The following is a 26105-nucleotide window of genomic DNA, read 5'->3' on the forward strand; positions in this document are numbered from 1 at the left end:
CCGCGCTCGGTCACTTGCTTGACCGCTTCGATTTTGAATTCTTCGGGGTAACGCTGGTTGCTCATGGCACCTCCTAATGGGCCTCATTATGAGGCTTGGAGGTGTCTACGAAACTAGGGGCGATTCAGGGTGACACGGAAGCCTTGTTACAGCAGCTTCGTAGCACCGGTATCACCATTCATCTCAATAGGGCCGCGCCTGGCAATGCTCGATTTTCTGTTAGAGCGCCTGAGCCTTTCAGACAGGCCGTTAAGTCTCTATCAACGTAGATGGGCATCAATTTTGTGCGTGAAGTGAGCCCGTCGATTGACATGACTTTAAATGAAATACATTTGAGGTAAATTGACAATTTGTGCTTAAATTAAAAAACTCATAACACATTCAATATTGGTGTCCAGAAATGTCGAAAATCGCCGAGTTCCGTGCAGCAGAGAAGGCTCTGGCTGACCAAATTGCCTACCTTGAATCGCTGAAGCACGATGGTGCTCTGAAGAAAGAGCTTGAGTTCGAAGAGAAGCTCACGAAGCTCATGAAAGATTATGATAAGAGCCTCAACGATGTGGTCGCGATCCTTGATCCGTCTGCCGCATCGAATGGTCGTCGTGGCGCCCGCGCAGCTGCCCCCCGTAAAACCCGTGCTCTGAAGGTCTACAAGAACGCTGAGACTGGTGAGGTGGTTGAGACGAAAGGTGGGAACCACAAAATTCTCAAAGCCTGGAAAGAGAAGTACGGCGCAGATAAAGTCGAGTCGTGGCTTCAGAAGTAACCGAAAGGCCGCGAAAGCGGCCTTTTTTATTGCCCTACGAGCTCAACAAACTGCTAATGGTTGAGCTCGATGTAGGTTGGTTCCTCACCTCCCGTTGCTGCCGAAAGCCAGCCCCATGCCATGTAAAGAATGGTTTCTCCTGAGGGGGTAGCTTTCACCTTACCTCTAGACCAGCCGGCAAGCTCTTCGCCATCAATGGTTGTGCAATGGTAAAGAAGCTCCAGGGAGTCTGGGCCTCTGGCCTTGCCATACACGTTACCATTTCCAATTTTCCCGCCGCGGAACGACCCCCAAATCTCGTCGCCCTCAACAGAGAAACTGAACACAGCTTGCTCTTCAGTAGACTGAGGGCTGAGGTGGGCTAGTACGAATCGTCGACCATTCAAGCGTTCGCGAACTTGAGGAAACTGGCACTCCATAGGAATGGCTCCGGAGCGATTGGTCACTGATCCTAACCTAGGGGCTTATGATGATCGAGGGGGCTCTTGATGAGTTGATATGGGCTCATCTGTATGGTTCAGTTCCAGGATGAGGACAGGTGTTCTTCGCGTTATTTAACTCAGGAGACAGGGATGAATTCTGGCCACTCAGAGGCTGACTCGCGCGTTGCGGTGCTAGTGGATTGCGATAACGTTTCTCCGGACATACTCGAACACGCTTTGCGTGTAGCAGCTCAGTATGGGCGTGTGGTGCTCCGCCGTGGATATGGCAATCACGCAACGCTTGGCAATCGCTGGCAAGATGCTCTCGTTCGACAAGCGTTCACGCCGTGTCTGCAGTATCAGTATGCTGCGGGGAAGAACACCGCGGACATCGCGCTTGCTCTTGATGCAATGGAAGCGCTCTTTGATGAGCGTGCTGATACGTTCTGCTTAGTTACGAGTGATTCGGACTTTGCCTATCTGTGCCGCAAGCTGAGAGAGCGTGGGGCTGTCGTCTGCATTGTTGGCGAGTCAAAGACTCCGGCTGCGCTCCGGAACGCGAGTGATCACTTTTCCGAGTGGAGCCGCCCGGAGCTAGCTCAGGATGCGTCAAACGATGCTGTGGCCGTCTCTGCGCCGAAGAAGGCCGAACCGCCAAAATCTCCTGTGAAGCTCAGGCCTCGCTTCGTCGTCGAAGCTGTGTCTCTGATGGCCAGCAATACGAGCGATGGGAAGGTGTCGATGGGCTCTCTGGGCAATTACTTGAAGCGAACTGACTCCGCTTTCTCGCCCAAAACATATGGCCACTCTGGTCTCTTGGACATGATCAAGACCTACGATCTGTTGGTCTCGATCCAGGAACCAGGCGGTCACTACTCGGTGATGCTTGCACCCAAGTCCGAGCCCTTAAGCGAAGAGCCCGAGGCGACAACTAGCTAGCCTTTTGGGGATGTCTGCAGGGAGCCCACGGCAAGCGGTCGAATTGGGCTAGAAGGTTCGCTTCGGATACCGCCTATAGGTCGTCTTCCTCGGCGCGGAGGCGCGCTTAGGTGGCTTGTACTCGCAGGCTGGATAGTTCGAGCAAGCTAAGAAGTCCCCGTATTTGCTGGTCTTTTTTACGATCTCGCCGACCTTGCAAGCGGGACAGGCCTGTCGCTGTGGCTGCCCCTCCTCAGGGTCTATCACCTTCACTGCGCCGTCTTTCACAAGCTCCTTCAAGAAGACAGAGACCTGGTTCTTCACTGTGAACATGGCGACTGATCGCTTCGCTCGGGTAAGGGCGACGTAGAGCAGCCGCCGTTCTTCTCCAAAGGGGTAGGTCTCTCCGCCTGGCATGGCTAAGGACATAATTGGATCGTCCGCAATGGTGCTAGGGAAGCTATAGCTTCGCTTGGTGCTAACCATGGCCGGCAGAATTACATAGTCAGCCTCTGCCCCCTTTGATCGGTGGATGCTGAGGAAGGACAGATCTATGTACCGGCCAAATTCTGTTGCCCAGTTGTCTGGAATATACCTTCTGTCTTGGTTGTATCGACCCAGTACGTAGACCTTGATCTTCTCGTCTGGCTTGGAAGGAACCGACCCATCCTGAAGCCCTTTAACTAGCGACGCGAGATAGGTAGCGATTGCTTCTTTCGTCTCGTCGCGCGTCTTAACCTGATAAGCCTGCAGCGTAGGGCCTACAGCTGGAGTGACTGACTGAACCTGTTTTTTCAGCTGTGCCGGGTTCTTGCTCACGAACTGACTCGAGACATCGCAAATACCTTGAGGGCAGCGGAACGTCTTTTCGAGCCTCAGTATCTGCCCAGAGCCAAATCGCTCCTTGAAGCTCGTCATAACCGAAACATCGGCGCCGGCGAAGCGGTTGATCGATTGCCAATCGTCTCCCACCGCAAAGAAGAAGCGGCCAGGTGCTTTGACTAGGGCCTGACAGAGGCGGGCGCGAGCCCGTGAAGCGTCCTGAAACTCATCTGCCATTACTAGGCGATAGGGCGGGCGATAGCGTCCCTCTTCAATGTATTGGGCTGCCAGATTCAGCATGTCCTCAAAGTCGATACCTTTGTCGTCAGAGAGCTTCTTGTTCCACGCTGCGAGTACCGGGAGGAGGATGTCGAGGAACATCCTATAGCGGTGCTTGAAAGCGTCTCTATCTAGAAGATCAATTCGTTTTGAGAGGTCTGTTGCCGTCAGGCAATTGCTCTTCGTGTGAGTGATGAAGGTGCGGAGCAGTTGAAGAAGGGTTTGATGGGCAATCGGCGCTTGGCCGTTGGCAGGAATCGGGCGGTCGGGGTTTGGATCCAGAACTACTCCGCGTTTCGTTAACTCCGTCGTCAGGTGCTCGATCCAGGTGTTTTGCTGCAGCTGGAAGGACGTTGTCTCGATCATGCTGGTGCCGCGCACTGCATGCTGCTCTCTCTTCCACCTAACGCCTTCAAGGTAGTTTTTGAAATCCGAAGGCGGTTGCCCGTTCCCGTCCAGGGCAAAGTGCTCGTGGTATAGGGCTAATTCGGGGTAGTAGAAATCTGGGTGGTACTGACGGTGCGTTTCGGTCGCAGTATCGTGCTCGTAGCGAGGTTCATAGACGTAGTTGACCCCGTTGTAGAAGAGCCAATTGGCGATCATGCATTCCTCGACGCTACGGACATATTCGCCACGGAGTGTATAGGTGCGATCGCTGGTGTCTGAGCCTGGAGAGGATTGGTCTTTTCGATTCCGGAACGATGGCAGGTCACGGCCGAAGACTAATCGGAACAAGTCCCAGCGGATTCGAAATTCCGGCGAGGAGTCCTTCAACCTATCGACGATGTCGGATAGCACTTCGATTGATTGCTTCTGTTCGATGGCCCAATCGGGAACGCTGGGCTTCTTCTTAGTGACCGCACCGATAATGTCCAGGCCGAGCTTGTGGAAGGTCTGCGCACTCACTGCAGCGCCTGCCATCCCAACTCGCTCGAATGATCGCTTTGCTCGTTCGGCAAGTTCTTCTGCTGCATCCTTGTTGAAGGCCAGCATCACAATCTCTTCAGGGCGCGCGAAGCCTCGTTGAATGGCGTATGCAGCTTTGGCCACCATCACGGATGTTTTTCCTGAGCCGGCGGAGGCGACGACCTGAACGCGGTTGTCGAAGCATATGACTGCGCGAGCCTGCTCTTCGGTTAGCGGTTTCCGCTCAACGTTTCCAAGCAAGAACTGATTGTCAGCCAGCTCCTGGACAGTGTGCTTCTCGTTGATCGTTGCCCAAGTCTTTTGCCAGTTGGCACGCCAATACTGCAGTGCCTGCTGAACCTCTTCTGGCTTGGTGTTCGTGCGCTGCTGCAGGTCAACATCCAGCAGCAGCTTGTCCAGTTGCGGACTCGTCATTGGGACAAGGGGGCGCAGTTGCGTCAGTTGATCCTGCTGCTCGGACGTGATCCAGCGCTTCTCTGCTTTGGCCTGCACAATCTGCTTCGAGACCGAGACAAGCCAACCTCGAATCAACGTGAAGGTATTGGTGAAGATTGCGGCTCTGTCCTGCTGTGCCCGCTCTTTCTGAGCATCAACCACGCCTGAAATGACTTGGTTTAACTGCTTCACTGCTGATTTTGGCAGCCCACTGACTCGGCCGTCTGCGTAGCTTATGGAGGCCCAGAGCCACCCTCGTTTGATCTTGACAGGAGCGGCGCCATCGATCTGAAGGGAGATAGTCCTTCCTGAGATCAGAAGCTCCAAACGCTCGCCGATCAGGCGAATTTCCCACTTGGGAGAGTTTGTAAAAAGCCTGCCAAATCTCGTGGGTGTCCAGCTGCATTCCGTTTCCAAACCGGTCTCCATGGGTCGTCATCGACCTTACGCCTGGTCGATTTGGAGCAGGTAAAAAGTCCGCCCCAGAGCCTTTGTAACCCAATGCACTTTCGAAATCTAACGGTGATGGCATCAGTCGCGTCAGCCTTTTGCGGTATGGCGCGAGTTAGTGCTATGGCCGAACGGGGGGATTTACGAATGGCGACCTGCATGCATGCTCAGCATCTCTGACTCTGAGGTCGCAAGGCCCTGTTCCCCGTCATTGGCGAGTTAGAGCTGCTCACGTTCGAACTCATCGCCGACTCAAAGCGCATAACAGCCAGGAAGTGGAGGGAGGCGAAAGTTGCTTTCCGCTTTAGAAGGAGAAGTATGGGAGCGATCGGTAAGGTGATCGGGTGGAAGCGACAGCGTCTCGCCAGCGCCGCATAATCCTAAGGTTGGATACAGCCTGTGGAGTGCTCTCGCTTGAGGCGTCACGTGCGCGGTCTTGCAACCATTACCAGGGAACGCAAGGAAGACAGTGGATGGGAGAGATCAATACTTCTCGCTTCGAGCGAGAGGCGCTTAAAGCGCTGAATATGACGGAGCTTCGCAAGCAAGTCGACAATCTCGTTCACTCAGGGCAGTCAGGCCAGCTGCATGGTTTGGGGCTAACTGAGTGCGGCCAGTTTGTCGGTACAAATCTTCATGCATTCGAACGAGCTCTGCTTGAGCACAGACAGGCGAAGTCACCCACGAAGCGTGACCGGACTATGGATTCCCTCCTTCGCGCGGGAAGGAACCTCATCCATGCCGTTGAGGAGAGGAGGAGAGTTGTGGAAGAGGAAGAGCACGACTCAATGCTCTTCACTGTGGACGATATGGTCGACAAACCCACTTTCTTCAGCCAAAAGCTGACCGTACGTGTGAGCTACAGCTGGCGTGCCGAAAGGGAAGCGAAGTGGATGATTGGAAGCATCGACTTCATCTACGAGTGCGATAGGGTGCCAAGTGCTGAGGCACTAGCTGCCGGGCAGAAAAAGGGCATGGCCAGGGCAAAGCGCGAGCGCCAAGTGGCTCTGCAGAGTGAATGGAATTTCCTTAGGAGATCGGCCCTTTTCTCTGTTCGCGACTACTTCAAGAACGGAGGGAACGGGGCGGAGATTCCGAAGACCTATGAGGTTAGGAAGCACCCCCATGGCTCTGTTATTAGCCATCGCAGCACGGATTTCTGGCACTGGCCCTCACGGGCGATTGAGTCCTAGTTTCGATGTTTGCTTCTGCTCTCAAAGGCCCTGCGGCGAGAGCAATCGGTGAATAGCATTCACGTGGTTTAGCATTTGATTGCTCCGTTGGCTTGCGGCTCCAAGGAAGGGATATGGAAAAAAGAAAGTTCACTCGCCGCGCGCTATTCATCGCCTGCGCATGTGTTGTCACAGACACTGCACTCGCAAGGGGCGGCAGGGGAGGTCGAGGCTGGCGTTCACGCCGGGGGGGCAGGGGGCGCTCCGGGAGCGGCGGCTTTGTTATTTTGTTCGTTCTTGGCGCCATTGGGCTCTTCTGGCTCGTAGGAAAGCTTCGCCGGAAACCCGTCGCTCCAACGGCATCTTCCAAGGCGCTACCCCCTCGCCTGCCCCAGCAGCAATCTCGTCAAGTTGCGCGTTATGCTGCGGATGTTTGTCCGACTTGCGGCGGGCCGATGAAAGTCCATGACAAGACACTTACTGGCAAGCCTCGACGCCCCTTCATGGCTTGCGAGAAGCATCCGGCGTGTCGAGGATGGCAGCCCATTTCGCAGCGCAAGCTCCGGCGTTCTCTACGTTGATTTGGAACCGATAGGAGTAGCTGCGTGGACTCACTAGATCAGCCTCGCTTCAACCCGTTTTCGCCTGCAGCCTCCGCTTGGGCCGCGATCGTTGCAGACATCATTCTGAGTGGCGACGAGGAGCACGGCATCCTTTGGGGGGTGGGCACAACCTGGGTAAGGCACACAGCAGATGGTGATTGGTTACTCGATGAGCGGATCGATGCCACATTGGAAGAGGTTTGGGATGTGCTCGTGAGAGAAGGAAAAATGCCTGATCGTTGGTGACTAGACTCCGAACAGGTCGTACACCTTATCCGGATAGAAACGGAAGTTAGTCCCTATAAATTTACCCCTGATAGGCCCCGATAGTTTCTCTGATCTGTGAGCTTTAGCGTTGCGGTTAGCCCGGCTACGCCGGAACAGTGCGAGCTTTTGGACTGGCAGCTTATTCCCTTTGATCTGATTGAGTCTGTTTCTCGGGGGCGGAAGCCTTTTGGCCTGGAATCACAACCAACCGCCGGAGGTCGGTGACCTTCAGGTCAATGCTTTTCCCGCTAGTCGACAGAGCAAGCTCCCCAATGGCGAAAACACGGAAGTAGTCAGCTTCCTCATCTCGCAAAATCCCATCCAGGTAGTTTCTGAAGCGGTACTCGTTCATTTGCTCTTTGGATACGTAGAGAAAAACCGGCTTCTTATCCAACCAGTCGATGAACCGTAGTCGGAAGCCAGCTCCGAACCAGCGATCAAAGCGAGCTCCGCCGTGGAGAACTCGATTGTGGGCGCCGAGCTTCGCGAAAGAGACTTTCCTGAAGAACTGCGAAAGCGGCATTTCACCCTCACCGACCACGCACAGTCTCATGGCCTTGAACTCGTCCTCTGAGAGCTCTTGCCGGGCATGTCTGTAGCATTCCACTAGGCGTTCTAGGCTGCTGGTGCGATGGTTCCTAGATTGCTTCGTCGCCTGACCGGCGCTTGTGCGAAGGTTCTTTTCGGTACCGTCTCTGGCTTCTCCACCAGGTTCGGCTGGTGATTTGCGAGAAGCTGTCTGCTCTACAGTCGGATCAAAGGTGTCGATGTAATCATGCAACTTTCGCTTCGCATGACGTCGATCGGCTTCGATTTCTGATTCACCGGGCAACCTGCCATCTGGCCCTTCGTCCTCATCATCGAAGATCCAATCGCATTCAGCCGCGTGCCTGTAGCTAGGGTTCTCCCGAAAGTGAGCCGCCTTGTAGGTGTCGCTTGGCTTTCTGTCGTAATTGACAGCTGTGATCTTCGCCTCGATACCAGGTCGCCTGCAGGCCTCACTCGAGCAAAGGAAGTCGAAGCGCCGCCGAGGTTCTGGAGTTGAGAAAAAGGCCCTTCGAGCTTCGGAGATGGAAAGCACCTCGTCCAGCTGTACACAGTAGGCACGTGTGATAGGCGTTTTAATCGACATCAGCACGGATTTCCTGATCCAAACGAGCTTGGATTATGCCGTGCTCGGTACCTCAGGCAACAAGGTTCTGATGGCTTTTCTCGGGCGTCACATGAGGCAACCGAAGATCCTTTGGCTGCCTGTGCGCGGCAAACTAGCGTCTATCTGTACCCTTCAGAGGGGCGGATTGGGGGGCACAGTAGATTCGCGATCGGGTGTACTGGATGTACACCAACCATCAGGAGTTCTGCATGAAAAAGCACCTTTGCTTCCGGGTTCTGGCTGTTCTGCTCTGCTGCCAGGTGAGCGTTGACGCCCATTTCGAAGTCCAATTTGAAGGGGAATTGCAGTATCACCCATTCCCCCGGGACGCAGTGCCAGTGACTTCGATGCTGACCGCGGTCTAGCGGAGATTAGGGGAACGTTATCGCCTCTGCTGAAGAGGGGCGATAACTAGGTTCCATCGCATCATGCTGTGGTTTCGACGGAGGGAGCGGACGCCTGGGCTTTCGACTGCGCACGTTTTCGACGTTCTTCGCTGCGTTGCCGCAAAGCCTGCTGCTTTGCGTACTGTGCTTGAGCCGCGGTCACTGTGCCGGCGGGTTGACCATTCAAGTCGAGCCGCGGGGCATTTTCCACCATGCTGGCCCAATACCTCGTCCCCCGGCACCAGGCAGCAATGCCCAGCTTGAGTTGGTCGGCAGTGATTCTGAGCTCCTTCAGGTGTTGCTCAGCATCTTTAAGAATGCCTTCTTTAAGTGGAACCTTCGGGTTGGGGTTGGCAGGGAAGGCTAATGGAAACTGCTTCTGCAATCGCCATATTGCCTCAACTGCGGGATCCTTGCCTCGAGACTTTGCCTGTGGGAATGGCCTCCGTTTGAGAGGCATTGTGCTTTCAGTCTTTGCTTGCTCTTTTTCAGCCCGAAGGCGGTCGCGTAGCCCAGCTAGTTGCTCAAAACTCATCGTTCAATTCACAGCTTCGAAGTTGGTTGCGAGGGGGAGAGTATTCCATGCAGCTCCAGAGATCATCTAAACCTGGCTAAAAAACTCGCTGCTTTCATAGATTGCTGAAATTTCCGGATCTCACCGACCGCTGCGTTAGCGACCAATCTTGAAGCCAAAGACGAGGATAGCAAGTGAAAAAATTGCCAGAGGGAGTTCGGAGAGTCTGCCTTGTGCTGGAAGTCCTATTGATCGCCGGCTGGGTGATTTTTGCGGCGGTTTCCTCACACGGATATGCAAACCTTTCAGTGCAAGGCTGGCTCTTCTTTGTCGTGGGTTCTGCGGTTCTATCCTGCCTACCCGCGTTGCTTTACCGGCTGTTTGTCTGGATGCGTGACGGCTTTAAGGTGGAAAAGGATATGAAATATAGAGCATCCCGATGCGGCGTGTCGTCCATTGCCACTGCTCATCTACTCCGAATGCGCGGCAGCCTGGGCTGCCTCGCTGATACTCATCTACGTCGTGAAGCCTTGAAGCACTGCGTTCCAGCGAGCTTTTCGTTTCAGCAGAATGTGTAGGCGTTTTCTAGTCAGGTGCGCAGATGCGCTGGCAATGCCTCATTAGGGCAGAGTGCCAGTGCAGCAGTAGATAAGAAATGCCATACCTCCATCTCGATGAGGCTCGCTTCTCGGCGGTGATCAGCAGGCATTAAGCGACGGTGGCGCAGTACCTGCCTCAACACAGTCACGATGCCTCGCGGATATCGCCCTCGGCCTTTCTCATCGGCAATGGATGAATAGAGGAATCCCTTGAATCTATGGCCGTTGGACTTAGCGTCCATCGTTTGAACCAGCCAAGCCCTAATCTGCTTCTTGCTCATCCGAGACGATACAGTCCACCAGATGTGCTCGATATCCGCTTGATTGAATCCTTCAGGCGGTGGATCCAGATAGTCCTCCTCCAGCTCGAATGGAATTGGGCGCTTGGACGTCGAGTGAGGAGCTATCATGTGTTATCAGTTCATGTAAGTTAATGATAGAGAGGGCGAGGTAACTATTCCGAATCTTTAGGAGTGTTATCCATGCCATATTGTCGGTCAATCATAGTCTCATTTTTAGCGAGTGTGCTATGACGGATGGCTTGCAGGCCCACCGCCATTGCTAAAGTCGGTGACTCCGTTGCTTAGCTCCGCACAAAAGACTGATCTGTCAACGATCTTCACTACCCCGCGCTTGGTTGACGGATTGAACTTCAATACCCGCCAAAAGCCATGCTCATTACCAAAATCAATGAAGACTGGCTTCGTGGTATGCCAACGATTGAAAAGCTTTCCTCGTCCGATCCACTCGAATGATGCGTAACCGTCAATACTGGGTTTGTTGAGTCCCATAAAGAAGAAGGTTCTGTCTGACTCGCTTCTTGCTCCATCCACCACCCAGACAATCCGTTTATAGAACGACTCTCTGGATTGGACTTCCTCTGGATGGATACTCGAATGCTGAAACTCCACCACCACGCCGTGCTTGGTACGTACATCGGCTATGTGTCGTTCGCCGGTGAGGGCGTCTTTTAGGGAGACTTCTTGCCAGCTTTCAGGAAAGCGTTATTTCCATTCGCGATGCCAAGCGGTTTCTGTTTCCCACCAGGGATCGCAATTAGCCTTTGACCGGTGCGACCAATGCCAAGAAACATACTTGCCACACTTTGCAATTACCTCCGAGCCGCAGAGTTGGCAGATACCGCGTAGCTTAGGGTTGGGAGGTGTGCGGACACCATTGACATTGGCGTACTTCATTGAGGCCTCTGAGGCAGAGTGGAGCTCGGCGGATTGCTTAGCGTCCCTTAGCTAAGCAGATGCGCTCGTGACCCTGATAGCTGAAATCGGCAAAAGTGCTCACCCCCGATGCGCTCACTTGGCTCTATACCCTCTGCGGGGGCAGAGGGTACGGGCAGTAGCGATGTGAGGAGCCAAGATCTGCTCGCACAATGCCGATCAAATGGTGCGCGGCTCGAATCACTCGGGTTTTGGGTATTCAATCAGGTCAGCGATTGCTGCATGAACGCTGGAGGTTGGATGCACTGATCCATTAAACCAGTCCGGCAAAATTGCTCTGTTTTTGGGGTTGAATCGCACCTGTGTCATGAATGCGTCGTTGCCCGTTCTCAGTGAGCGAACTCGGGTACTCGAGTGAGCGTTCCATTCTGCAAAGCTACCCAGTGGAGTCATCGACGGGGAGGCGAGGGGGGAGTTACTTGTCCACGCAAACCTGTCGTCAACCGAGCAGTTCCCTAGCGTCTCGCACTCGGGGCTAACAGAGCAGAGTGATCGCCCTGCGAAGGCAGGCTGAGAGTCAATCGTTCCCCATTGCAGTGCATTGATCGCTCGCTGTTGGTCGGCTCTCAACGGGGCTATGAAGCTATTCTCAATGTATCGCGCGTCCTCCGGATCAATCAGGAACATGAAGTACTTGGCGCGAGCATGGAACGCCCTGGAGAAGCCTGACTGCTTCACCACTCGCTCTGTCATGGCAACATTCCCCATGTCCAAGCGTTTTCCGCAGAGCTTTGGCAGCGGTGACTGAAGGGGATTGGGATAGAGCATGACTTTGACTTTTGAGCTTGAGATGCCGAGGTTCTTTTCTAGGGTTTGGCCAATATCAGAGTAGAGATTCGACATGTTTTCCTGAGAGGCTCTGGCTCCGTCCTTTGGGTTAATGACGTTTAGAACTCCTCGCAAGATCGTTAGCCACCCGAGCTTGGCGGCATCGTTGGATTCTCCTGCGACCTTCAAGAGCACGTTGCTCGAATCTGACCAATCACTTCGGTAGATCGACTTAGGTACCAGTCCCCAAGTCACTACCCCGGCGAAACCAACATCATTGCCACCGAAAGCCATCAAAACCTCGTCGACAGGCTGTAGGGCTTTGCTGCAAGCGTCGACCTTTACAGCTCCGTAGTATTTGCGGCTACCGAGCGCTGTGACCTCGTTTCGGTACTTCACTGTCCCACCACGATGAGGTGTCTCGGGACACAAAAGGTGGATGGCAGCGTTCAGCTGTGACTTGTTGAGGGCTTTTTTGTCGAGTTCGGCCTCTTCAGGCGGTTGGCCCGCGACTCTTGGGGTGAGCTCCAGATAGTTACCTCCATCGCGACTGTCCCAGATCCGCACGCGCTTGGAAATGTCATCTGCAGGAGGGTTGATTTGAGCGCGGAAGAAGCCGTCGTAGGCCTCTGCACCCGAACAGCTGAAGGACGCGAATCTGACAACCATGTGCGGCTCAGAAACCGCGATCTTCATCGCATACAGAGACTGCCAGGAGAGAAGTGAGCGGTGACAGGTAGTGTCCCACCAGTCTGCTCCGCTCGAGAAACGCCAACCAGCCATGTTGCGAGAGCTCAGGATCTCGCTGCCTTTCTCAAGTCCTTGAGTTGAAGCATCTGTGCCGACCGCTGCTCTATCGGGGTTACCCTCGCCACTAGCGAAAGAGTCCCCGAACGCAAGGATGGTACGGGTTCTGATGAAAACATCGGCTTTTCCTTCGTCCCCCTCAGAGGGCACAACCGTAAGCTTGATCTTCACTGATTCGGGCAGGTCGATCTTGAATTCGTCTTCACATGGGGCAGATTTTCCGTACTGCTTTCCGTCGACGAACCAGGTGCATTTAGCACCGAGCGGCACCCCGCTTACTACGGGGATGATCGTGTGCTTTCGCCTGAATAGAGCTGCCTTCTCGTATAACCCGGTAGCAGGGTTCCACAGGGTCTCGGAGGTCTTTGGCAGCAATGCCCTAAGGCTTGTTGCGTCCTGTGATGCGAGAAATTGAGCGGCCGACATGCCTGGCGACCACGCGGCTTTGATTTTTTTGAATGCCTCCGTTCCTCTAAAGAGGGGAAAGCCGTTCTCTACCGACCAAGTCAACTCTGTAGCAAGCGAGGGAAGAGACGCAGCTAGTCCAACCACCAGTAGTAGTGCGCGCATCGCGAATCCTTTCGTAAGCGTTGGGGAAGGCAGAGGCGATCGGCATTGGGTTGTAGGTAGCGCCGTCCGAAGCCTCTGTCGGTAGGATTTTTCAGGACTGGGCGCCCGCTAGCGCACTGCCTTTACATTTCCAATGGTTCGGATGGCTTGTGCCAGTCCCAAGGCGCGTCCTACGCAGGAGATCTGGATGCGCTCAAACAGACCCGTATCGCTGGAGAACTGAACCTCCTCGTAGCGGACTACTGGCAGTTTGCGGTTGTTCTTGAAGCGTTTGTCTGGCCCGCCTTTCTTGTTCACAAATTTCCAGGTAGTGCTGACGATCTCGGAGTCCTTTGGAACGGCCCCGTCCTCGATGAAATTGGTAGTTGAGATGTCCACTCGCAGGTTTTCATAGGACACGGCGCCCACGCCATTGGGTTCGAAAACAAGCACCTTGTCGGGGAAGAAGTAGAGCGTCTGGCGACCTACAGGAATGCTTGGCGTGGCGACGTTTGTCTTCACAAACGGTGGGTTCTTAAGTGTCAGAGCTATGGAGCCCCTGGTTACCAAGTGACTGGCGCCGGCGTGATACTTGCTGTCCAGTACCTTCCCTTTGGCCTGCAGATGCCAGGTGGCCCGACAGCTTCGTACCCCGTCAAAAGCCGCGTGTAGTTGCTCGACGAAGTTGGCGTATTCCGACTCAATGTCATAGAGCATCACTGTGGTTTTTCGCAGTAGATCCCAGTAATAGGTCGCTACTGTTAGCAGGCCTCCAACGATTAGAGCGGTGAGGCCAGCCCAGGGAGGGAGCTGCTTATTGGCTAGGAGGATGTACACGCCAACCGTCAGCGCGGCAGCGAGGGGCCAGAGGCGAAAGCGTTTGCGCTTGACATTGAGCTCGTCGACGAGCGCTTTAGACGAGGAGTCCACCATTAGCCCGATTTCGCCACTTTCAATTTCCTGTAGTGGCGCATGTGTGGTTGATCGGGGCTCTATGAGTTCTGGTGCAGGAAGGCGCGTTGGTTTTGCCCGCGTAGCAGCGGGTGCTGCGGGGGAGAGGGTCTGTCGGTAGTAAAGCCCTCCGCGGCCCATATGGATGTAGTTGCCCCTCGGGCCTGTGCCAACTCGAAGTCCCTTGATGCCGGCAGAGACGCCGATTCCGGATTTCGACAGATTGAATTTGAACGGGCCAACTCGTACTGACTTACGAACATACAAACCCATGTTCCCTCCGGGCCTGGCGACTGGTTGCTTGCGGTGAAGCCTCCCTCCACCGCATGGTCTTTATTAGGGAGGCAACGCAGTGCCTCATCCGATCGAGAGGTTGCTTAGGTGAACAGCTTGTCGATCTCGCTTTGGATCCGCGCTCTGGTTGATGCAGATACTTTGCTCACACCTAGCTCGCGGGCCATGGCGTAAACCAAGTCATCACCCACGAGGCTTTGGTCTGCGAACGAGCGCGCCAGTGCGAGGAGCTCGAGGCTACAGATCTCATCGATTGGGCGGATGTTGTCTGCGTCTGCCGGCTGCCGATACGCGATGGCTTCGCGGTTCGGTAAGCGGCGGGGCCAATAGAATTGCCCTGCGTCCTCTTCAACCTTGCTGTATTCGCGATCTGCGACGCTCACGATTCGATCGCGAATGCGAGAGCCCGTCCGAGTCCACCCATGCACGCGGGCTATCCGGCGCGCGAGCGTTGAGTCGAGGATCGGGCCCTCCTCTTCGATCACGTGCCTGATCATCATGCCCAGGACAGCGTCGTAGCTTGTTTCGAGGAAGGCGTCAGGATCGACGCCCTCAACTGCGCTTAGCGGGTCGCTTTCACGATAGGAGGCGAAGGCTGTCGATGAGCGAGTCGAGTCAATATCCGAGCGTGCATAGCGCAAGCTTGGAAGTTCATCTTCTTCTTGAGAAGAATCGGAGTGGGCAGCAGGAGAGGACTCCAACTCCTCAGGTTCAGGCTTCCCACTATGGAGCTCAATGACGTTGTCGTTGCTCGAAATCTCACTTGCTGCGGCGATGGCAGCGAGCTGCTCTTGAACTTCACGTGCTGCACGTTGCTGCCTGCTGTGGACTAAGAGTGCCTCAAGACGCTCGTGGATTTTCTGAGCCGTCCCTAGAGCGTCAATCCACCAGTCTGTCGACCAGATGCGAAGAATCTCCCATCCCAGTCCTCTGAGTACCTGCTCACGCAGCTTGTCCCGATCACGAGCTGTAGCGCTGCGGTGGTAGGTGGCTCCATCGCACTCCACGCCAGCGAGGTATCTACCAGGAGCGTCGGGATCGACGACGGCCAGGTCAATTCGGAACGAGGACACGCCGACCTGAGTGACAACTTGCCACCCTTTGAGGCGCAAGGAGTTTGCAACGGCCTCCTCGAACGGGCTGTCGTAACCACCCAAGCTTCCAGTATCGATCTCTGCGAGTGCCCGGGCGCCGCGGTCGGCAAATTCAAGGAAGTGTTTGAGGTCGCGAACGCCGAGCGCCTGAGTACGGGCGAGATCGATTTTCTCAGCACGGAGAGTACTGAAAACTCGCAGTTCATGACGGGCCCGCGTGACAGCAACGTTGAGCCTGCGTTCGCCGCCAGTTCGATTGAGCGGGCCGAAGTTCATTGCGACGTTTCCTGTGGCGTCAGGGCCATAGGTGATCGAGAAGTACATGATGTCCCGTTCGTCGCCCTGCACGCTTTCCAGATTCTTCACGAAGACGGGCTCTAGCTCGCTCTCAGAGAAGTAGCTTTCGAGTGTGGGATCTTTTCTACGCTCAGTGTCGAGCAGATCTTCGATCAGCTTCTGTTGCTCGCCGTTGAACGTCACAACGCCAATCGTCAGCTTGCTCTCGCGGAATCCAGGGCTGCGCAGTCGGCCCAGCAAGTCGTTAACTAGCGCTTTAGCTTCTGCCGGGTTGGTACGCGCGGAGCCTTTTTCGTACACCCCATTGACGACGTGAAGGCTGACAGCACGATCGTTGGTAACAGGGGAGGGGAACGTCACCAGCTTGGAGTCGTAGTACCTCTGGTTCGAGAACGCGATCAGGCTCTCGTGCCGGCTACGGTAGTGCCAGTTCAAATTTCTAATCGGTAAATTGGCGCTGATGCACTCATCCAAAATGCTCTCGAGGTCAGCCTCGACATCAGCATCATCCTGAGTGGACTCCGCTCGGTCGAAGAAAGAAGTTGGCGGAAGTTGTTTGGGGTCGCCAACCATCACCACCTGCTTGCCGCGGGCGATTGCGCCAATCGCATCCCATACCGGAATCTGCGAAGCCTCATCGAAGATCACTACATCGAAGACGCTCGAGTTTGCAGCCAAGTATTGGGCAATGGAGAGCGGGCTCATCAACAAGCATGGGGTTAGCTTGGTCAGAGCGTCGGGGATTTTCGACATCAATTCACGTAGAGGAAGGTGGCGCGTTTTCTTCGTGATCTCATGTCGCAATACGCCCCATTCCGAGCTCTTGCTTACCGAGTCTTGAGTGGGCAATTCGGCGCAAAGGCGGGCACGCAGCAGGTCTCGAGTGAGTGAGTTGAAACGATCATCGAGCTCACGGAAGTCACGGATCCGCTGCTCGTGCTCGACGCTAACGAACGTGCGTATGACCGGCTCATTATCAACGGCCGTATTCAACCACCAGTGGGCGTAGTTCGTCTCAAAGGTCTTGCGTACCGATCCTTGCAATACGTGACCGGCTCTCAGGGCCTCGACTAGAGGAAGCAAGCCCAGTGCAGTTGCTTCATCGCAGGCTTTTTTCCATGCGCACCAAGCATGCAGGCCGTTGGCGGATTGCACCAGCTGCTCACACTGCAGGTGTTGTTGGTCGAGCTCTTGCTCCGCAAAACTTGCTGCGTCAGCGTCCAGGAACTGGCCAGCGTCGACGAGCTTCTGCACCTGGATGCTGTACTTACTTAACGATTCCAGCAGCTCTGTTCCTGCTCGAGCCAGCTGTCCTTCTGGTTCTAGCAGGGCATTGGCATCGCCAAGCAGGCGGCTGAGTGCTGATTTCACCCCTTCAACATGCTCTGGTGTTTGGACAAGGGCCGAAATAGCTCCAGCCAAGTGGGCGTGGAATTTGAGCACACGAGAAACAGCCTCTTCCTTCGTATGTAATCCCAGCCAAAGGCCGGCGGTCTGCTCGCGCAAATCCACCAGATCGCTCAACTCCCGCTCAACTGCTTCGCGCTGGCGGAGTGTCTTCAGCTCGCCGAGAAGTGACTCTCCGCAAGATCCATTAGCAACGAGCTCATGTTCGTCCTCCAGACTTCCTTCCTGCGGGACGGCTCGTCGTGCGCGCTGGAACGTCAAGGCCGCTGCTAGTGTCTTGGACTGTGTCTCCAGGCCGTCCCAAAGTGTTCCCGTGGCAGTGCTGAGCTGTCCTAAGCCGGAGATGTCGGCTTCAACAGTACGCACTTCTCGCATCTGCTCTAGAGCTTCTTTCAAGGCTACTCCAGCATGGCCTTGGGTGATGAGTTCAAAACCCTGGTCAGACCATGGGCGGCCTTCGACTGAGCCTGCAAGTGCTGCCTGCAGGCGCATGGCCACGGCGAGAAGTGCGGGATCGGTCTTCGAACCCTTCCAAATGGCGCTGGAGTGCTGGCCCGGCTCAAGTGCGTCCAGACGAGCCCGAAGCTCACGTATCTCTATCCAGCGCTGAAGCTCATCGGTAACAGTTGCGGTAGAAGGCGATGTTTGGGTGCTTGCGACTTGTGCTCGAATTCTGCGTTGGGTGAGCCAGGACTTCGGCCAGAATGATTTGCCGGCTAGCTCCCATTCACTCAGCAAAGCTCGCACATCCAGGGCCTCAATTGCTTCGGAGTAGCCGACCGAAAGAGCTTGAGTTACACGATCGAGCTCGCTGAACACCTCTAGACCTTGGTTCAGCTGAATCATTGTCGCTATCGGCCAAGGCTGTGGAAGCCTAGATTTAAGCTCCAGATGCCGTGCGAGCAGGCTGAGCCCCCGTTGGCAATCTTCAATTGTGCTAGCCGTCCAGCACGCAGGTAGTGCCTGATTGAGAGCACGGTGCTGTTCAACAAGTTTGAGACCGGCCTCCAGTCGCTGACCAATTGCCCGTGCATCCGGACGCAGGACGAAGCTCCAGTTTTGCCCTGCGGCGAAGGGAAGGATCTTTGCCAGGCCGGCAAGCCCTTTTAGCGTTCTTGCATTGACCGACAACGTCGGTAGGCCGGACGCTGTTGAATAGCGTTCAGCGGCGTTTTGCGCTACGCGAATGGCAGGCCCCAGTTCGCGGGCTGCGTCTACGACTTGGTGCTGCCAGGTGGGCGACCAGTCGTTGTTTCCAATAAGTTGGAGAGGGTGTTGGCTTAGGGAGTTAAAACCTACCGCCTGGGCGTTCACTTCCAAACGGTCAGCGATCTCCCGCATTTCGAGCAAATCAGCGGTTTGGTGCTGTGTATGCGATGTCCAGGCAAGGTTGATCGGGGCTATATCCTGATTCGTGCTCACCACGCCGATAGCGTTATAGATCGTGTACCCATTGGGGTACCGCTCGTGGAGCCGCTCTACGTAGCGATTCAGAATTTCGCGATGCCCCTGCAGGCGTTGGGCCTCAACCTGCCAGGTCGTTGCATCCGCTGTGCCGCGGGCTTCCCACGCGGAGTGCAATTGCGAAAGGACTTCGGTTTTCTTTGACTTGTTCGAGTGGACTTCAAGGCAAAACTCACCCAGGCCCACTTCCCGCAGGCGCCGATACACAACGTCCAGGGCTGCGATCTTTTCCGAGACGAACAGCACGCGTTTCTGTTGCGCAATGAACTGGGCAATCATGTTCACGATCGTCTGGCTTTTACCGGTACCTGGCGGCCCGATCAGCACGAAGTCTCGACCTTGCGCCGCCGACAGTACTGCAGAGAGCTGCGAAGAGTCGGAAGGGAGCGGGCAGAAAACTTGTTGCGGGCTGTACTGAGAGTCGAGCTTTCGCTCTTCCGGGAACGTGCCGCTACTACCGCCCTCGAATGCGTCGCGGGGGGTATCCAGCAGGTGCTTGACCACTGGGCTCTGGCGGAGGGCCTCAGAGCGCTCCGAGAGATCTTTCCACATCAGGTACTTCGCAAACGAGAACATCGAAAGCACGACGTCCTCGCTGACTTCCCAGCCCTTGATGTCCTTAACTGCTTGGCGAACCGTTTTCCATATGAGTGCGACATCGAGACCGGACTCGTCTTTCGGGAGCTCGCCTTCACCTATGCCAAGATTTAGCTCGAAGTCTTGGCGGAGCATCTCCTGCAGAGTTGGGTTAAAGCGCGGTTCGTCGTCATGAATAACCAGCGTGAAGCCCGCACGAGCGCTCTTTCGCTCAAGCGTTACCGGTACAAGAATCAATGGAGCTCGGTAGCGCTGGCTCTCCTTGTCCTCTCGTGTCCAAGTCAGGAAGCCCAGTGCCAGGAAGAGAGTATTGGAACCGCCTTCCTGCAGATTTGTTCGCGCTCCTCGATAGAGTTCGGTGAGGCGTGCGTCGAGCTCCGTAACAGGTAGTCCTACGAACACTTCGTTACGCTTGAGCGCATCCAGAGCATGCTGGCGCCGGAGGTCTTCGCGTTCACGCTCTTCATGCAAAGCTTGGTCACGCGGATCAGCACCATCCATTAGGTCTGGACGCGTGTGTAGCTTCAACTGCTTCCCGCTGGCGAGGATGTCCTCCAGAGCTGCTGCATCTGGGGCTTCTAGCCGAACTGCTTTCTTCCCTGCTTTGAAGTTGAGAAGGTTGTTACGCAGCGACAGATCGAGGAGCTTTCTCTGCCAGCGTGCGAGGCGATCTTTCGGATCCAGCGAGGCGATATCGACTTCGACCGGAGCCTCATCAGGTAGGTCAGGAGGCAAGTCGATGAGAAGCTCCGGCTCGACCAGGCTCTGCTCCTGTGCTTGGCTGGCGAGTGCAGGAGTTGCCTCCGCGTTAGCCAGGGGCTTGATCCGTTGCAGGCGTGCACGTCGGATGTCTAGGGCAAGCTCGAAGTCTCGTTCCTGGCCTTCAGCCAGATGCTGGGTGCCACGTTCTATTGCGTAAGAAAGCGGCGGGACGCTTGGCTGAGTAATCAGCGTGGTCTCAAACAGTTTCAGCTCATTGAGCTTGATGCGTTTGCGTAGAGCGGTAATGTCATCGACGGTGCTGTTTGAAAACTCCTCGGCCTTGAGCCAGAAGCCTGCAAACGCGTGCCCACGTGTGAAGATCAGAAGAGGGTTAAGGCCTGCTTGCTCCAGCGCTGCGCAGAACAGCAATGACAGATCAAAGCACGTCGCCAACCCACTCTCCAGGATATGGCTAGGGCTGCGTACCTTCTGGCCAAACTGCTCAAAGCTGGAGGGGGGGAGTGCGTAGTCAAGCTTAAGAGCGGCGACAGCAGCCCAGATTGCAGAGGCGATTTCCCACGCGTGTGCTGACCCTCCGGCGTATCCATTGAGGGCAGGGTTCTTGTCCTGCGATCGCAGCAATTCAGCGGCTTTCTTCAACAAGCGCTCGACCGCCATGTCATTGGGCTGCACAAATGCCGCCGTCATGTCGGGGATATGCGAAAGGCCGCCCCATTGATTGCGCGGTAGGAGTTCTAGATCAAGCTCAAGGCGGGCAACCTCTTGGAGGGAATCATCGCCGTTGCCCTTTGCTGTCAGGAGAAAGGTGACGGATGCACTCTCAGCTTCTGTCAGCTTTGCGAGCATTGCGCCGTCGATTTGCAGGTCGAGCCCGGGTATGGGGAGAAATGTACCTGGGGCTAGCGAATCGATATGCCAAGTCTTGGTCTTGAAGACGATCGGGTCGGAGAGAAGCTTGAGTTCAAGGCCGCTGTATTTCTGATCAGTATCGTTGACCAGGCGCAGCTCTCGGATCACCGGTACCGAGTTCTGGAAGTCGGCCAGGTTCAGCTTCCCGACCAGCGTGGCCTGAATGCGAACTGTCTTTATTGGGGCAGACTCAACTGCCTGGACGGTGGCCTGTGAGTCTTGAGGCAGCGCACTATCCGGCTGCTCGATAACGTCGTCATTCATGCCGATCTCCTTGTCCAAACCTAGCCAAACGGCGAGGTGTCGGAAGACTCTCGAACCGGACAGTCCCCGGCGCGCGCTTCCATGCATCGCGTCATCCTATCGGCTGACACTTATGATGGCGAGTGGCCAATGTGTCGAGTTGACGAGCTGTATTGCTAAGGCGATCTAGTTTGGTAAAGCGGAAATAGAGGAATAACTCAGAGAAAGCGAATTGCGCTGAGCGAGCATCTGGGCAAACGTGATGGGTTGAACAGGTGCTGCTCAAATAAGTGGCATGTCATCCATCCCATACGGTGGGTCGTATGTGCCGTGCCAGCCCACCAGTACGCGCTCGAATGCGTCAACGTAATACCTTGATCCTCTGAGGATCTCGAGCGTCCCGCCGGCATATGCAACGTAGAGATTTTCGGCAGCTCGACGCTCAGTCGCATCATTCCACGCATGGCTACTCGGGAGCACGTCCGGATCGCTCGGGGCTGACCATAGTGATTCTTCGTCGACATGTGCTCTGCGGAGTAGGGCCACGATATTCGAATGGCCGTGTTTTGCTGCAACCTCGGCAGGGCTCTCTCTGGTTACAGAAAGTGCTGACACGGCTGCCCCAAGGCGAATCAACTCTAGGCACGCCTTCTCGTGCCCGAAGTAGGCAGCCTGATGTAGGAACGTCCAGCCGGATGTTTCTTTCTGAAAGCGACTGCAGCGCCGAGCAACTGCCGGGGCATCTGCCCAAAGGGCCATGACGTCCTTCCAGCGGCCGCTCTTGGCCTCTTGATAGGCGGCTTCAATACGATTGGCTAATCCGCTCACAGCACTGCTCCTTCAGAGGGGTTGGATGGGCGAGGTTTGTCGGCAGAGGGCGACGTTGTGCCTGATCTCTGGCACTAACGAAGACTCTCTAAGCCGGGGTCTACGTAGTATTCCCCTGGTTGAGCAGAGGGTGAGTTGTTAGTGCTGGAGGCCAATAGTGGGGTTGATTCAAACAGTTGTTTGAATTTTTTCTTTTTGGGGCCCCTTGAAAAATTTTCTTCGCGACGGAGTTCTTATATTTGAGACCAAAAGAAAATACAGAGGCACGACCTAAAATCAAGTCGGTCGACGCCCCACTGTTCGGAGGCTAAGGATTTGCGGCCTGCTACCTACATGTTGAAATTGCTTTGGCGACGGGCCTGAGGCCTCAACTATGAAGTCGCCTTCTTCGCAGCCGTAGGCTGCGGCTAAGCTCTGGCTGCTAAAAAGCTCTCGTGAGGTGGTTGATTGCTTTCATGCAATGCTCCGGAGCTCTATAGGAACGGTACCTCCTTTGGCCCGAATAGCATTTAGCCCACTGCGTGGAAAGTAGCGATGTATTGGTAGCTACGACCAATCCAAGGGGACGACAAACTCGACTCATGGAGCCGTGTCGCTGGAGCGGGCAATGTTGGTGTGGGTCTGCTACGCCAGATTTCAGCAACTGACCTATGTCTAGGAGAGCGTAGAGCGCATCAATCCGCGTATTGCTACCCGAGGGTCTGACAGGTCTTCAAAGACGACAACTATTCATACTCATGGGAAGCCTGCTGCCACTTGGCATCTGCTAAGTGCGCAGGCCCCGTGCTCAGACGTGATCGTTGCTAATCACTTCTTCCGTGGCTTACCTGCATCACTACGCTTTTCGCGTATCCGCCCGTCATTGTTTCTGGAGCGAGGCTGCTCACCACCACCAGGTTTTGGAACAGTGACGTCACGATTAATGGGGCGTCTGTCTGTCATATCTCTTCCTAAGATAAAGGGTCGTTCGTCCTCGCAGCCTCATCGGGCATGCGAGCGTCCGTTGCTACGGCCCCAAAAACTTCACACAGTGGTGGGCTAAAAGGGCCAATTTATTGATAGATCCCCTGCCATGGTACGTCCAGATTTTCTGCGGCTATTTGTTAGGCGGCACCTTCGGCCTGCCCTGGTTTGAGTCAGTCTGGCAGCATTGCCGAACGTAACAAGCTAGCGCTCCGCGGCTATAAGCCGGCGAGATAGAGGAGCCAGAGTCTCTATGCTGTTGGCGCTGTACGCCTTGAGAGAGGATGTTTCAGGCCAGCCCGAATCGGGTCAAGTCCTCATCCGTATTGCTGAACATTGTGTTCACCTGGCGCTCTCGCTTCAGATGACCGAGCGTCGCAAAAAAGCAGGGTTCGCAGAGGTGTAGCTCATAGCGCTCGCCTTGGTGTATTGATGGTGCTTTCCAGGCTGCGCCAAGAGTCGCGAACTCCTGCTGTACGTTGCCACAGACGTCGCAGGAGACTGACGTAGTTGATGCTGCATTGTTCATGTCTGGGTACCTCCGGATGAGCTCGGCCACCAGACTGATGCCCATCTCAGAAAGCCTTGCCTGATCAATCTTGATCCTGTTTGTCGAATGGAGCAGTGGCGTAGAAGGTAGCGGACTGAAGGACTTTCCACTTGTTGTAGTAGGCCGGCCGGCTACAGTCGACGCCTTCGGTTCCCACCTTGTTGTAGACCGCGCTCGAACGTCGAAGGTGGTACGCGCATCCGGTGACTTCAATGTAGTCCCCGTTGGAGGACTGGATCTCGAAGTGGCCTGCCACCCGTAGATCTTCCGTTTTCTCCTTTCCAGGGATGGAGAAGTGCACTCGGAACGTGGCCCCGTCTTTGTAGCCTGAAATCGTGCCGCGCGGCCATCTTGCTTGTGGTATCTCGTAGGTGCCGGTGATGCTGTTGTCCGGTCTTTGCACGATGATCATCTTGCCAGGGTCTCCACCCACCTCAATGATCCACTCGCCGGACAGGTTTACCCGGCTCGTGTCGCTCCGATCAAAGTGGGGATGAAGCACTTTCTTGGGCTGGATGATCTCGATGAAGAGTGCATTCGACTCAACCCTTAGATCGCCCGATACGTAGGTGGCGGTGATCTTGACCGGGCTGGGAGCGATTTTGATCGCCTTGACCTCCGGTAGGTTATCGATCGGTTGCGAGCCTGACATACCCTCCAGCTTCACGCTCTTGCTGGGCTTGATACTGATGTATTGGGGATCGCTTTCTAGGGAAATGGCGCCCGGGGAAAGGTCGCTGAGACCTAGCGAGTCTACCCGTGCAGCGATGTCGACTCTCTTGTGCAGCTCAACCTTCTGAGTGCTGGTGGATATCTCGACGCGGGCCTCTTGATTCTTCATTGAGGCCATGATCGGGTCTTTGAAATAGGCGAGGGCCCACCCTGCGAACGGCATAAGGACGCCGGTTACAGCCTTCTTCTTATGGCGTTTGATGAAGTCGCCGATTTTCTTCGAGATCATTGCTTGGTGTTCTTCCCGAGCTTGCTGTCAAAGCGAACTGCATTGGGGAAGTACGAAAGCCCTGTGTCGCCGAAGCTCATGTCCACTTGGGGCACGAATATTTGCGCCCCGGCGCCACCATCCATTGCCAGCGCTCGAAGGATCTTTAGCCCCCGGCGCTCCGACACCTGTTTGTACAACTTTGAGAAGCTCACCAGCGTCGCGGCTTGGCCAAATCCGTGGAACAGACCAACGATGAGAATATCGCCGTTCGGAGTCGTACCTACCGCCACTCGGTTGTAATCGGCATCCCGAGGATTTTTTGCGACATCAACGCTTCCGTTGAGGATGATGATCGGCTTCGACTGCAGGGCGTAGGCCCATCGTCCGCCTTGCTTTGCGCTTTCTGCAGGGAAAATCCGGATGGTGCCTTTCCCATCAGATGCCAGCACCCCGCCATGGCTCCATGGCATGAGGGAGACTTTTCTTACGTTGTCTTCTCGAGTGAGCCCGATAGGAGACTCTTTCCCCTGGTCGTCGTAACCGAAGAAGCCGCCGCCAACGACTGCAATGGTGTTTGGGGTGCTCAGCTCTCGATAGGCTTCTACCGCCACTCCTTTCACGCGAAGGTCATGGACAGTGACGTTCGAGCTATCGGCAGGGATGAAGACCTCAACCAACTGGTACTCCCCAAGACCATGGACGACCAATTCGGCGTTTCCGGGCAGCGGGCGAGTTTCCATGTCGTGATGCATGGAGAGTTCGGAGAGGAGGGGCTCAGCGGCAGCAGGCTGGAGTACGGCGGACGACAGTACGAAGCACGCCAGGAGAAGCGGCTTCAGCGATATCCCTTTCAAGCGTAATCCTAGATTCTTGTTATCAAATTGCCATGATACCACGCTGGACTATCGTCCAAACTCTGTCAGGTGATAGCGCGGTGAGGTGTAGGGCTGCGGTGGTGGTTGCTCAGCACTTCCAGTCTATCCACCGATAAACAGCCTCTCGAACAGTGTTGGATGCCTCTTCATAAGTCATTTTTTTGGACGGTGCCGAGCCTTTCTGCACGGCATGGCGGGCCCCTTTGCCGGCAGCGGCTGGGCTATTGGCGTAATGGCTGATTTTCTCTAGCTTGGTTTTCATCTGCCATTCGGCCAATGGCGCTCTGTCATCCTGAATGAGCTCAATGACTTTAAACAACCCTGCCCAATCGCCCTTTCGTAAATTGGCGAGGATTTCTAAGGCATGACTGACCACAGGCTGAGCGAGCACATGCCGCGGCCATCGTGCTGGCGGAATCTTGTTGCCTTCAGCGTCGTAGGCCTCTGCGTAGAAAAAGCTCGAGATACCCAGTCCGTCGATCGCATCGGCAAACACATATTGGGCTGATGGCGTTCCAGCTGCCAGGTCTTCGATGGCTTTGATTCTGAGGCTTAGCCCTGGGCTCAAAAAAGCAGCTACGAGCATCGATTTCTGGATGATTTGAATGGCAAGCAAGTTGACAGCGCCGGCGTTCGAGCACTCTTGAAATTCAACCGGGTTTACCACCAATTCGCTGCCGTCTTGAAGGAGGCCGGTGTCGGCTCGATCCATGAAGTGATCAAGGGCGGCCTGAGGGCCACTCCAATCTACAGTCACTCGCCAGCGCTTACTCATTTCATCGATCTCGTCGATATGGCAGTAGGAGAAGGGACTAGAAGCAAGATGAGGATGTTGTGCCACCATGCTCCGCAAATCCTGCGGTCTGAGGCCGGATGGCCACAGCTAGGCCAAACCT

At 55.3% G+C, this 26105-nt stretch carries 17 protein-coding genes; 5 read left to right on the forward strand and 12 right to left on the reverse strand.

The window, feature by feature from the left end; all coding sequences use genetic code 11:
* Positions 1-400: 400 nt before the first annotated feature.
* A complete protein-coding gene (locus MJ122_RS23780) occupies positions 401-766 on the forward strand; it encodes a histone-like nucleoid-structuring protein, MvaT/MvaU family (RefSeq protein WP_169939658.1) in 366 nt (121 codons plus the stop codon).
* A 53-nt stretch (positions 767-819) separates the two neighbouring features.
* Here MJ122_RS23780 and MJ122_RS23785 read toward each other — a convergent pair whose 3' ends face one another.
* A complete protein-coding gene (locus tag MJ122_RS23785) occupies positions 820-1212 on the reverse strand; it encodes a hypothetical protein (protein WP_239746235.1) in 393 nt (130 codons plus the stop codon).
* Positions 1213-1338: 126 nt separating this feature from the next.
* Between MJ122_RS23785 and MJ122_RS23790 the strand changes: the two genes are divergently transcribed.
* On the forward strand, positions 1339-2127 hold the full coding sequence (locus tag MJ122_RS23790) for an NYN domain-containing protein (RefSeq protein ID WP_169939656.1): 789 nt from the start codon (positions 1339-1341) through the stop codon (positions 2125-2127).
* 48 nt (positions 2128-2175) lie between these two features.
* On the opposite strand, the gene MJ122_RS23795 is transcribed toward MJ122_RS23790, so the two are convergent.
* Entirely contained in the window at positions 2176-4998 is a 2823-nt protein-coding gene (locus MJ122_RS23795; RefSeq protein ID WP_239746236.1) for a UvrD-helicase domain-containing protein, read from the reverse strand.
* A gap of 494 nt (positions 4999-5492) precedes the next feature.
* Here MJ122_RS23795 and MJ122_RS23800 point away from each other — a divergent pair, with 494 nt between their 5' ends.
* Both MJ122_RS23800 and MJ122_RS23805 read left to right on the forward strand, forming a co-directional pair.
* Positions 5493-6212, forward strand: a complete 720-nt coding sequence (locus MJ122_RS23800) for a hypothetical protein (RefSeq protein ID WP_169939654.1) — start codon at positions 5493-5495, stop codon at positions 6210-6212.
* A 584-nt stretch (positions 6213-6796) separates the two neighbouring features.
* Entirely contained in the window at positions 6797-7039 is a 243-nt protein-coding gene (locus MJ122_RS23805) for a hypothetical protein (RefSeq protein ID WP_239746237.1), read from the forward strand.
* A 160-nt stretch (positions 7040-7199) separates the two neighbouring features.
* Here MJ122_RS23805 and MJ122_RS23810 read toward each other — a convergent pair whose 3' ends face one another.
* Both MJ122_RS23810 and MJ122_RS23815 read right to left on the reverse strand, forming a co-directional pair.
* Complete coding sequence (locus tag MJ122_RS23810) at positions 7200-8192, reverse strand: ATPase (protein ID WP_239746238.1); 993 nt, start codon at positions 8190-8192, stop codon at positions 7200-7202.
* A gap of 447 nt (positions 8193-8639) precedes the next feature.
* Positions 8640-9134, reverse strand: coding sequence for a ProQ/FinO family protein (locus tag MJ122_RS23815; RefSeq protein ID WP_169939651.1), 495 nt, complete (start codon positions 9132-9134; stop codon positions 8640-8642).
* 173 nt (positions 9135-9307) lie between these two features.
* Between MJ122_RS23815 and MJ122_RS23820 the strand changes: the two genes are divergently transcribed.
* Positions 9308-9691, forward strand: coding sequence for a hypothetical protein (locus MJ122_RS23820; protein ID WP_239746239.1), 384 nt, complete (start codon positions 9308-9310; stop codon positions 9689-9691).
* 1025 nt (positions 9692-10716) lie between these two features.
* Here MJ122_RS23820 and MJ122_RS23825 read toward each other — a convergent pair.
* The 8 genes from MJ122_RS23825 to MJ122_RS23860 form a co-directional block, all read right to left on the reverse strand.
* A complete protein-coding gene (locus MJ122_RS23825; protein WP_239746240.1) occupies positions 10717-10908 on the reverse strand; it encodes a competence protein CoiA family protein in 192 nt (63 codons plus the stop codon).
* Between the two features lie 219 nt (positions 10909-11127).
* Complete coding sequence (locus tag MJ122_RS23830) at positions 11128-13092, reverse strand: hypothetical protein (RefSeq protein ID WP_169939647.1); 1965 nt, start codon at positions 13090-13092, stop codon at positions 11128-11130.
* Between the two features lie 108 nt (positions 13093-13200).
* The gene (locus tag MJ122_RS23835; RefSeq protein WP_239746241.1) at positions 13201-14295 is read right to left on the reverse strand and encodes a DUF4236 domain-containing protein; all 1095 of its coding nucleotides are present in this window, start codon (positions 14293-14295) and stop codon (positions 13201-13203) included.
* A gap of 104 nt (positions 14296-14399) precedes the next feature.
* Positions 14400-21071: a DUF3320 domain-containing protein gene (locus MJ122_RS23840; RefSeq protein ID WP_239746242.1), complete on the reverse strand. Its 6672-nt coding sequence runs from the start codon at positions 21069-21071 to the stop codon at positions 14400-14402.
* A 261-nt stretch (positions 21072-21332) separates the two neighbouring features.
* The gene (locus MJ122_RS23845; RefSeq protein WP_169939644.1) at positions 21333-21878 is read right to left on the reverse strand and encodes an ankyrin repeat domain-containing protein; all 546 of its coding nucleotides are present in this window, start codon (positions 21876-21878) and stop codon (positions 21333-21335) included.
* 1556 nt (positions 21879-23434) lie between these two features.
* Positions 23435-24352 carry a hypothetical protein gene (locus tag MJ122_RS23850; RefSeq protein WP_239746243.1) on the reverse strand — a complete coding sequence of 306 codons (918 nt, stop codon included), beginning with the start codon at positions 24350-24352 and terminating at the stop codon, positions 23435-23437.
* Positions 24349-25086 (reverse strand): phosphodiester glycosidase family protein, encoded by a 738-nt coding sequence (locus MJ122_RS23855; protein ID WP_239746244.1) that lies wholly within the window; start codon positions 25084-25086, stop codon positions 24349-24351. The genes MJ122_RS23850 and MJ122_RS23855 overlap by 4 nt, the downstream gene beginning before the upstream one ends.
* Positions 25087-25297: 211 nt before the next feature.
* A complete protein-coding gene (locus MJ122_RS23860) occupies positions 25298-26053 on the reverse strand; it encodes a hypothetical protein (protein ID WP_239746245.1) in 756 nt (251 codons plus the stop codon).
* Positions 26054-26105 lie beyond the last annotated feature (52 nt).

The organism is Pseudomonas sp. DP-17 (assembly GCF_022380625.1).
Classification (GTDB): Bacteria; Pseudomonadota; Gammaproteobacteria; order Pseudomonadales; family Pseudomonadaceae; genus Pseudomonas; species Pseudomonas nitroreducens_A.

What these genes read in the sequence shown, in the direction of transcription:
- MJ122_RS23830 (WP_169939647.1), bottom strand. Translation starts at nt 13,092, where the DNA reads ATGCGCGCACTACTACTGGTGGTTGGACTAGCTGCGTCTCTTCCCTCG.
- MJ122_RS23840 (WP_239746242.1), bottom strand. Translation starts at nt 21,071, where the DNA reads ATGAATGACGACGTTATCGAGCAGCCGGATAGTGCGCTGCCTCAAGAC.
- MJ122_RS23800 (WP_169939654.1), top strand. Translation starts at nt 5,493, where the DNA reads ATGGGAGAGATCAATACTTCTCGCTTCGAGCGAGAGGCGCTTAAAGCG.
- MJ122_RS23835 (WP_239746241.1), bottom strand. Translation starts at nt 14,295, where the DNA reads ATGGGTTTGTATGTTCGTAAGTCAGTACGAGTTGGCCCGTTCAAATTC.
- MJ122_RS23780 (WP_169939658.1), top strand. Translation starts at nt 401, where the DNA reads ATGTCGAAAATCGCCGAGTTCCGTGCAGCAGAGAAGGCTCTGGCTGAC.
- MJ122_RS23825 (WP_239746240.1), bottom strand. Translation starts at nt 10,908, where the DNA reads ATGAAGTACGCCAATGTCAATGGTGTCCGCACACCTCCCAACCCTAAG.
- MJ122_RS23855 (WP_239746244.1), bottom strand. Translation starts at nt 25,086, where the DNA reads ATGCATCACGACATGGAAACTCGCCCGCTGCCCGGAAACGCCGAATTG.
- MJ122_RS23810 (WP_239746238.1), bottom strand. Translation starts at nt 8,192, where the DNA reads ATGTCGATTAAAACGCCTATCACACGTGCCTACTGTGTACAGCTGGAC.
- MJ122_RS23860 (WP_239746245.1), bottom strand. Translation starts at nt 26,053, where the DNA reads ATGGTGGCACAACATCCTCATCTTGCTTCTAGTCCCTTCTCCTACTGC.
- MJ122_RS23815 (WP_169939651.1), bottom strand. Translation starts at nt 9,134, where the DNA reads ATGAGTTTTGAGCAACTAGCTGGGCTACGCGACCGCCTTCGGGCTGAA.
- MJ122_RS23795 (WP_239746236.1), bottom strand. Translation starts at nt 4,998, where the DNA reads ATGGAGACCGGTTTGGAAACGGAATGCAGCTGGACACCCACGAGATTT.
- MJ122_RS23850 (WP_239746243.1), bottom strand. Translation starts at nt 24,352, where the DNA reads ATGATCTCGAAGAAAATCGGCGACTTCATCAAACGCCATAAGAAGAAG.
- MJ122_RS23790 (WP_169939656.1), top strand. Translation starts at nt 1,339, where the DNA reads ATGAATTCTGGCCACTCAGAGGCTGACTCGCGCGTTGCGGTGCTAGTG.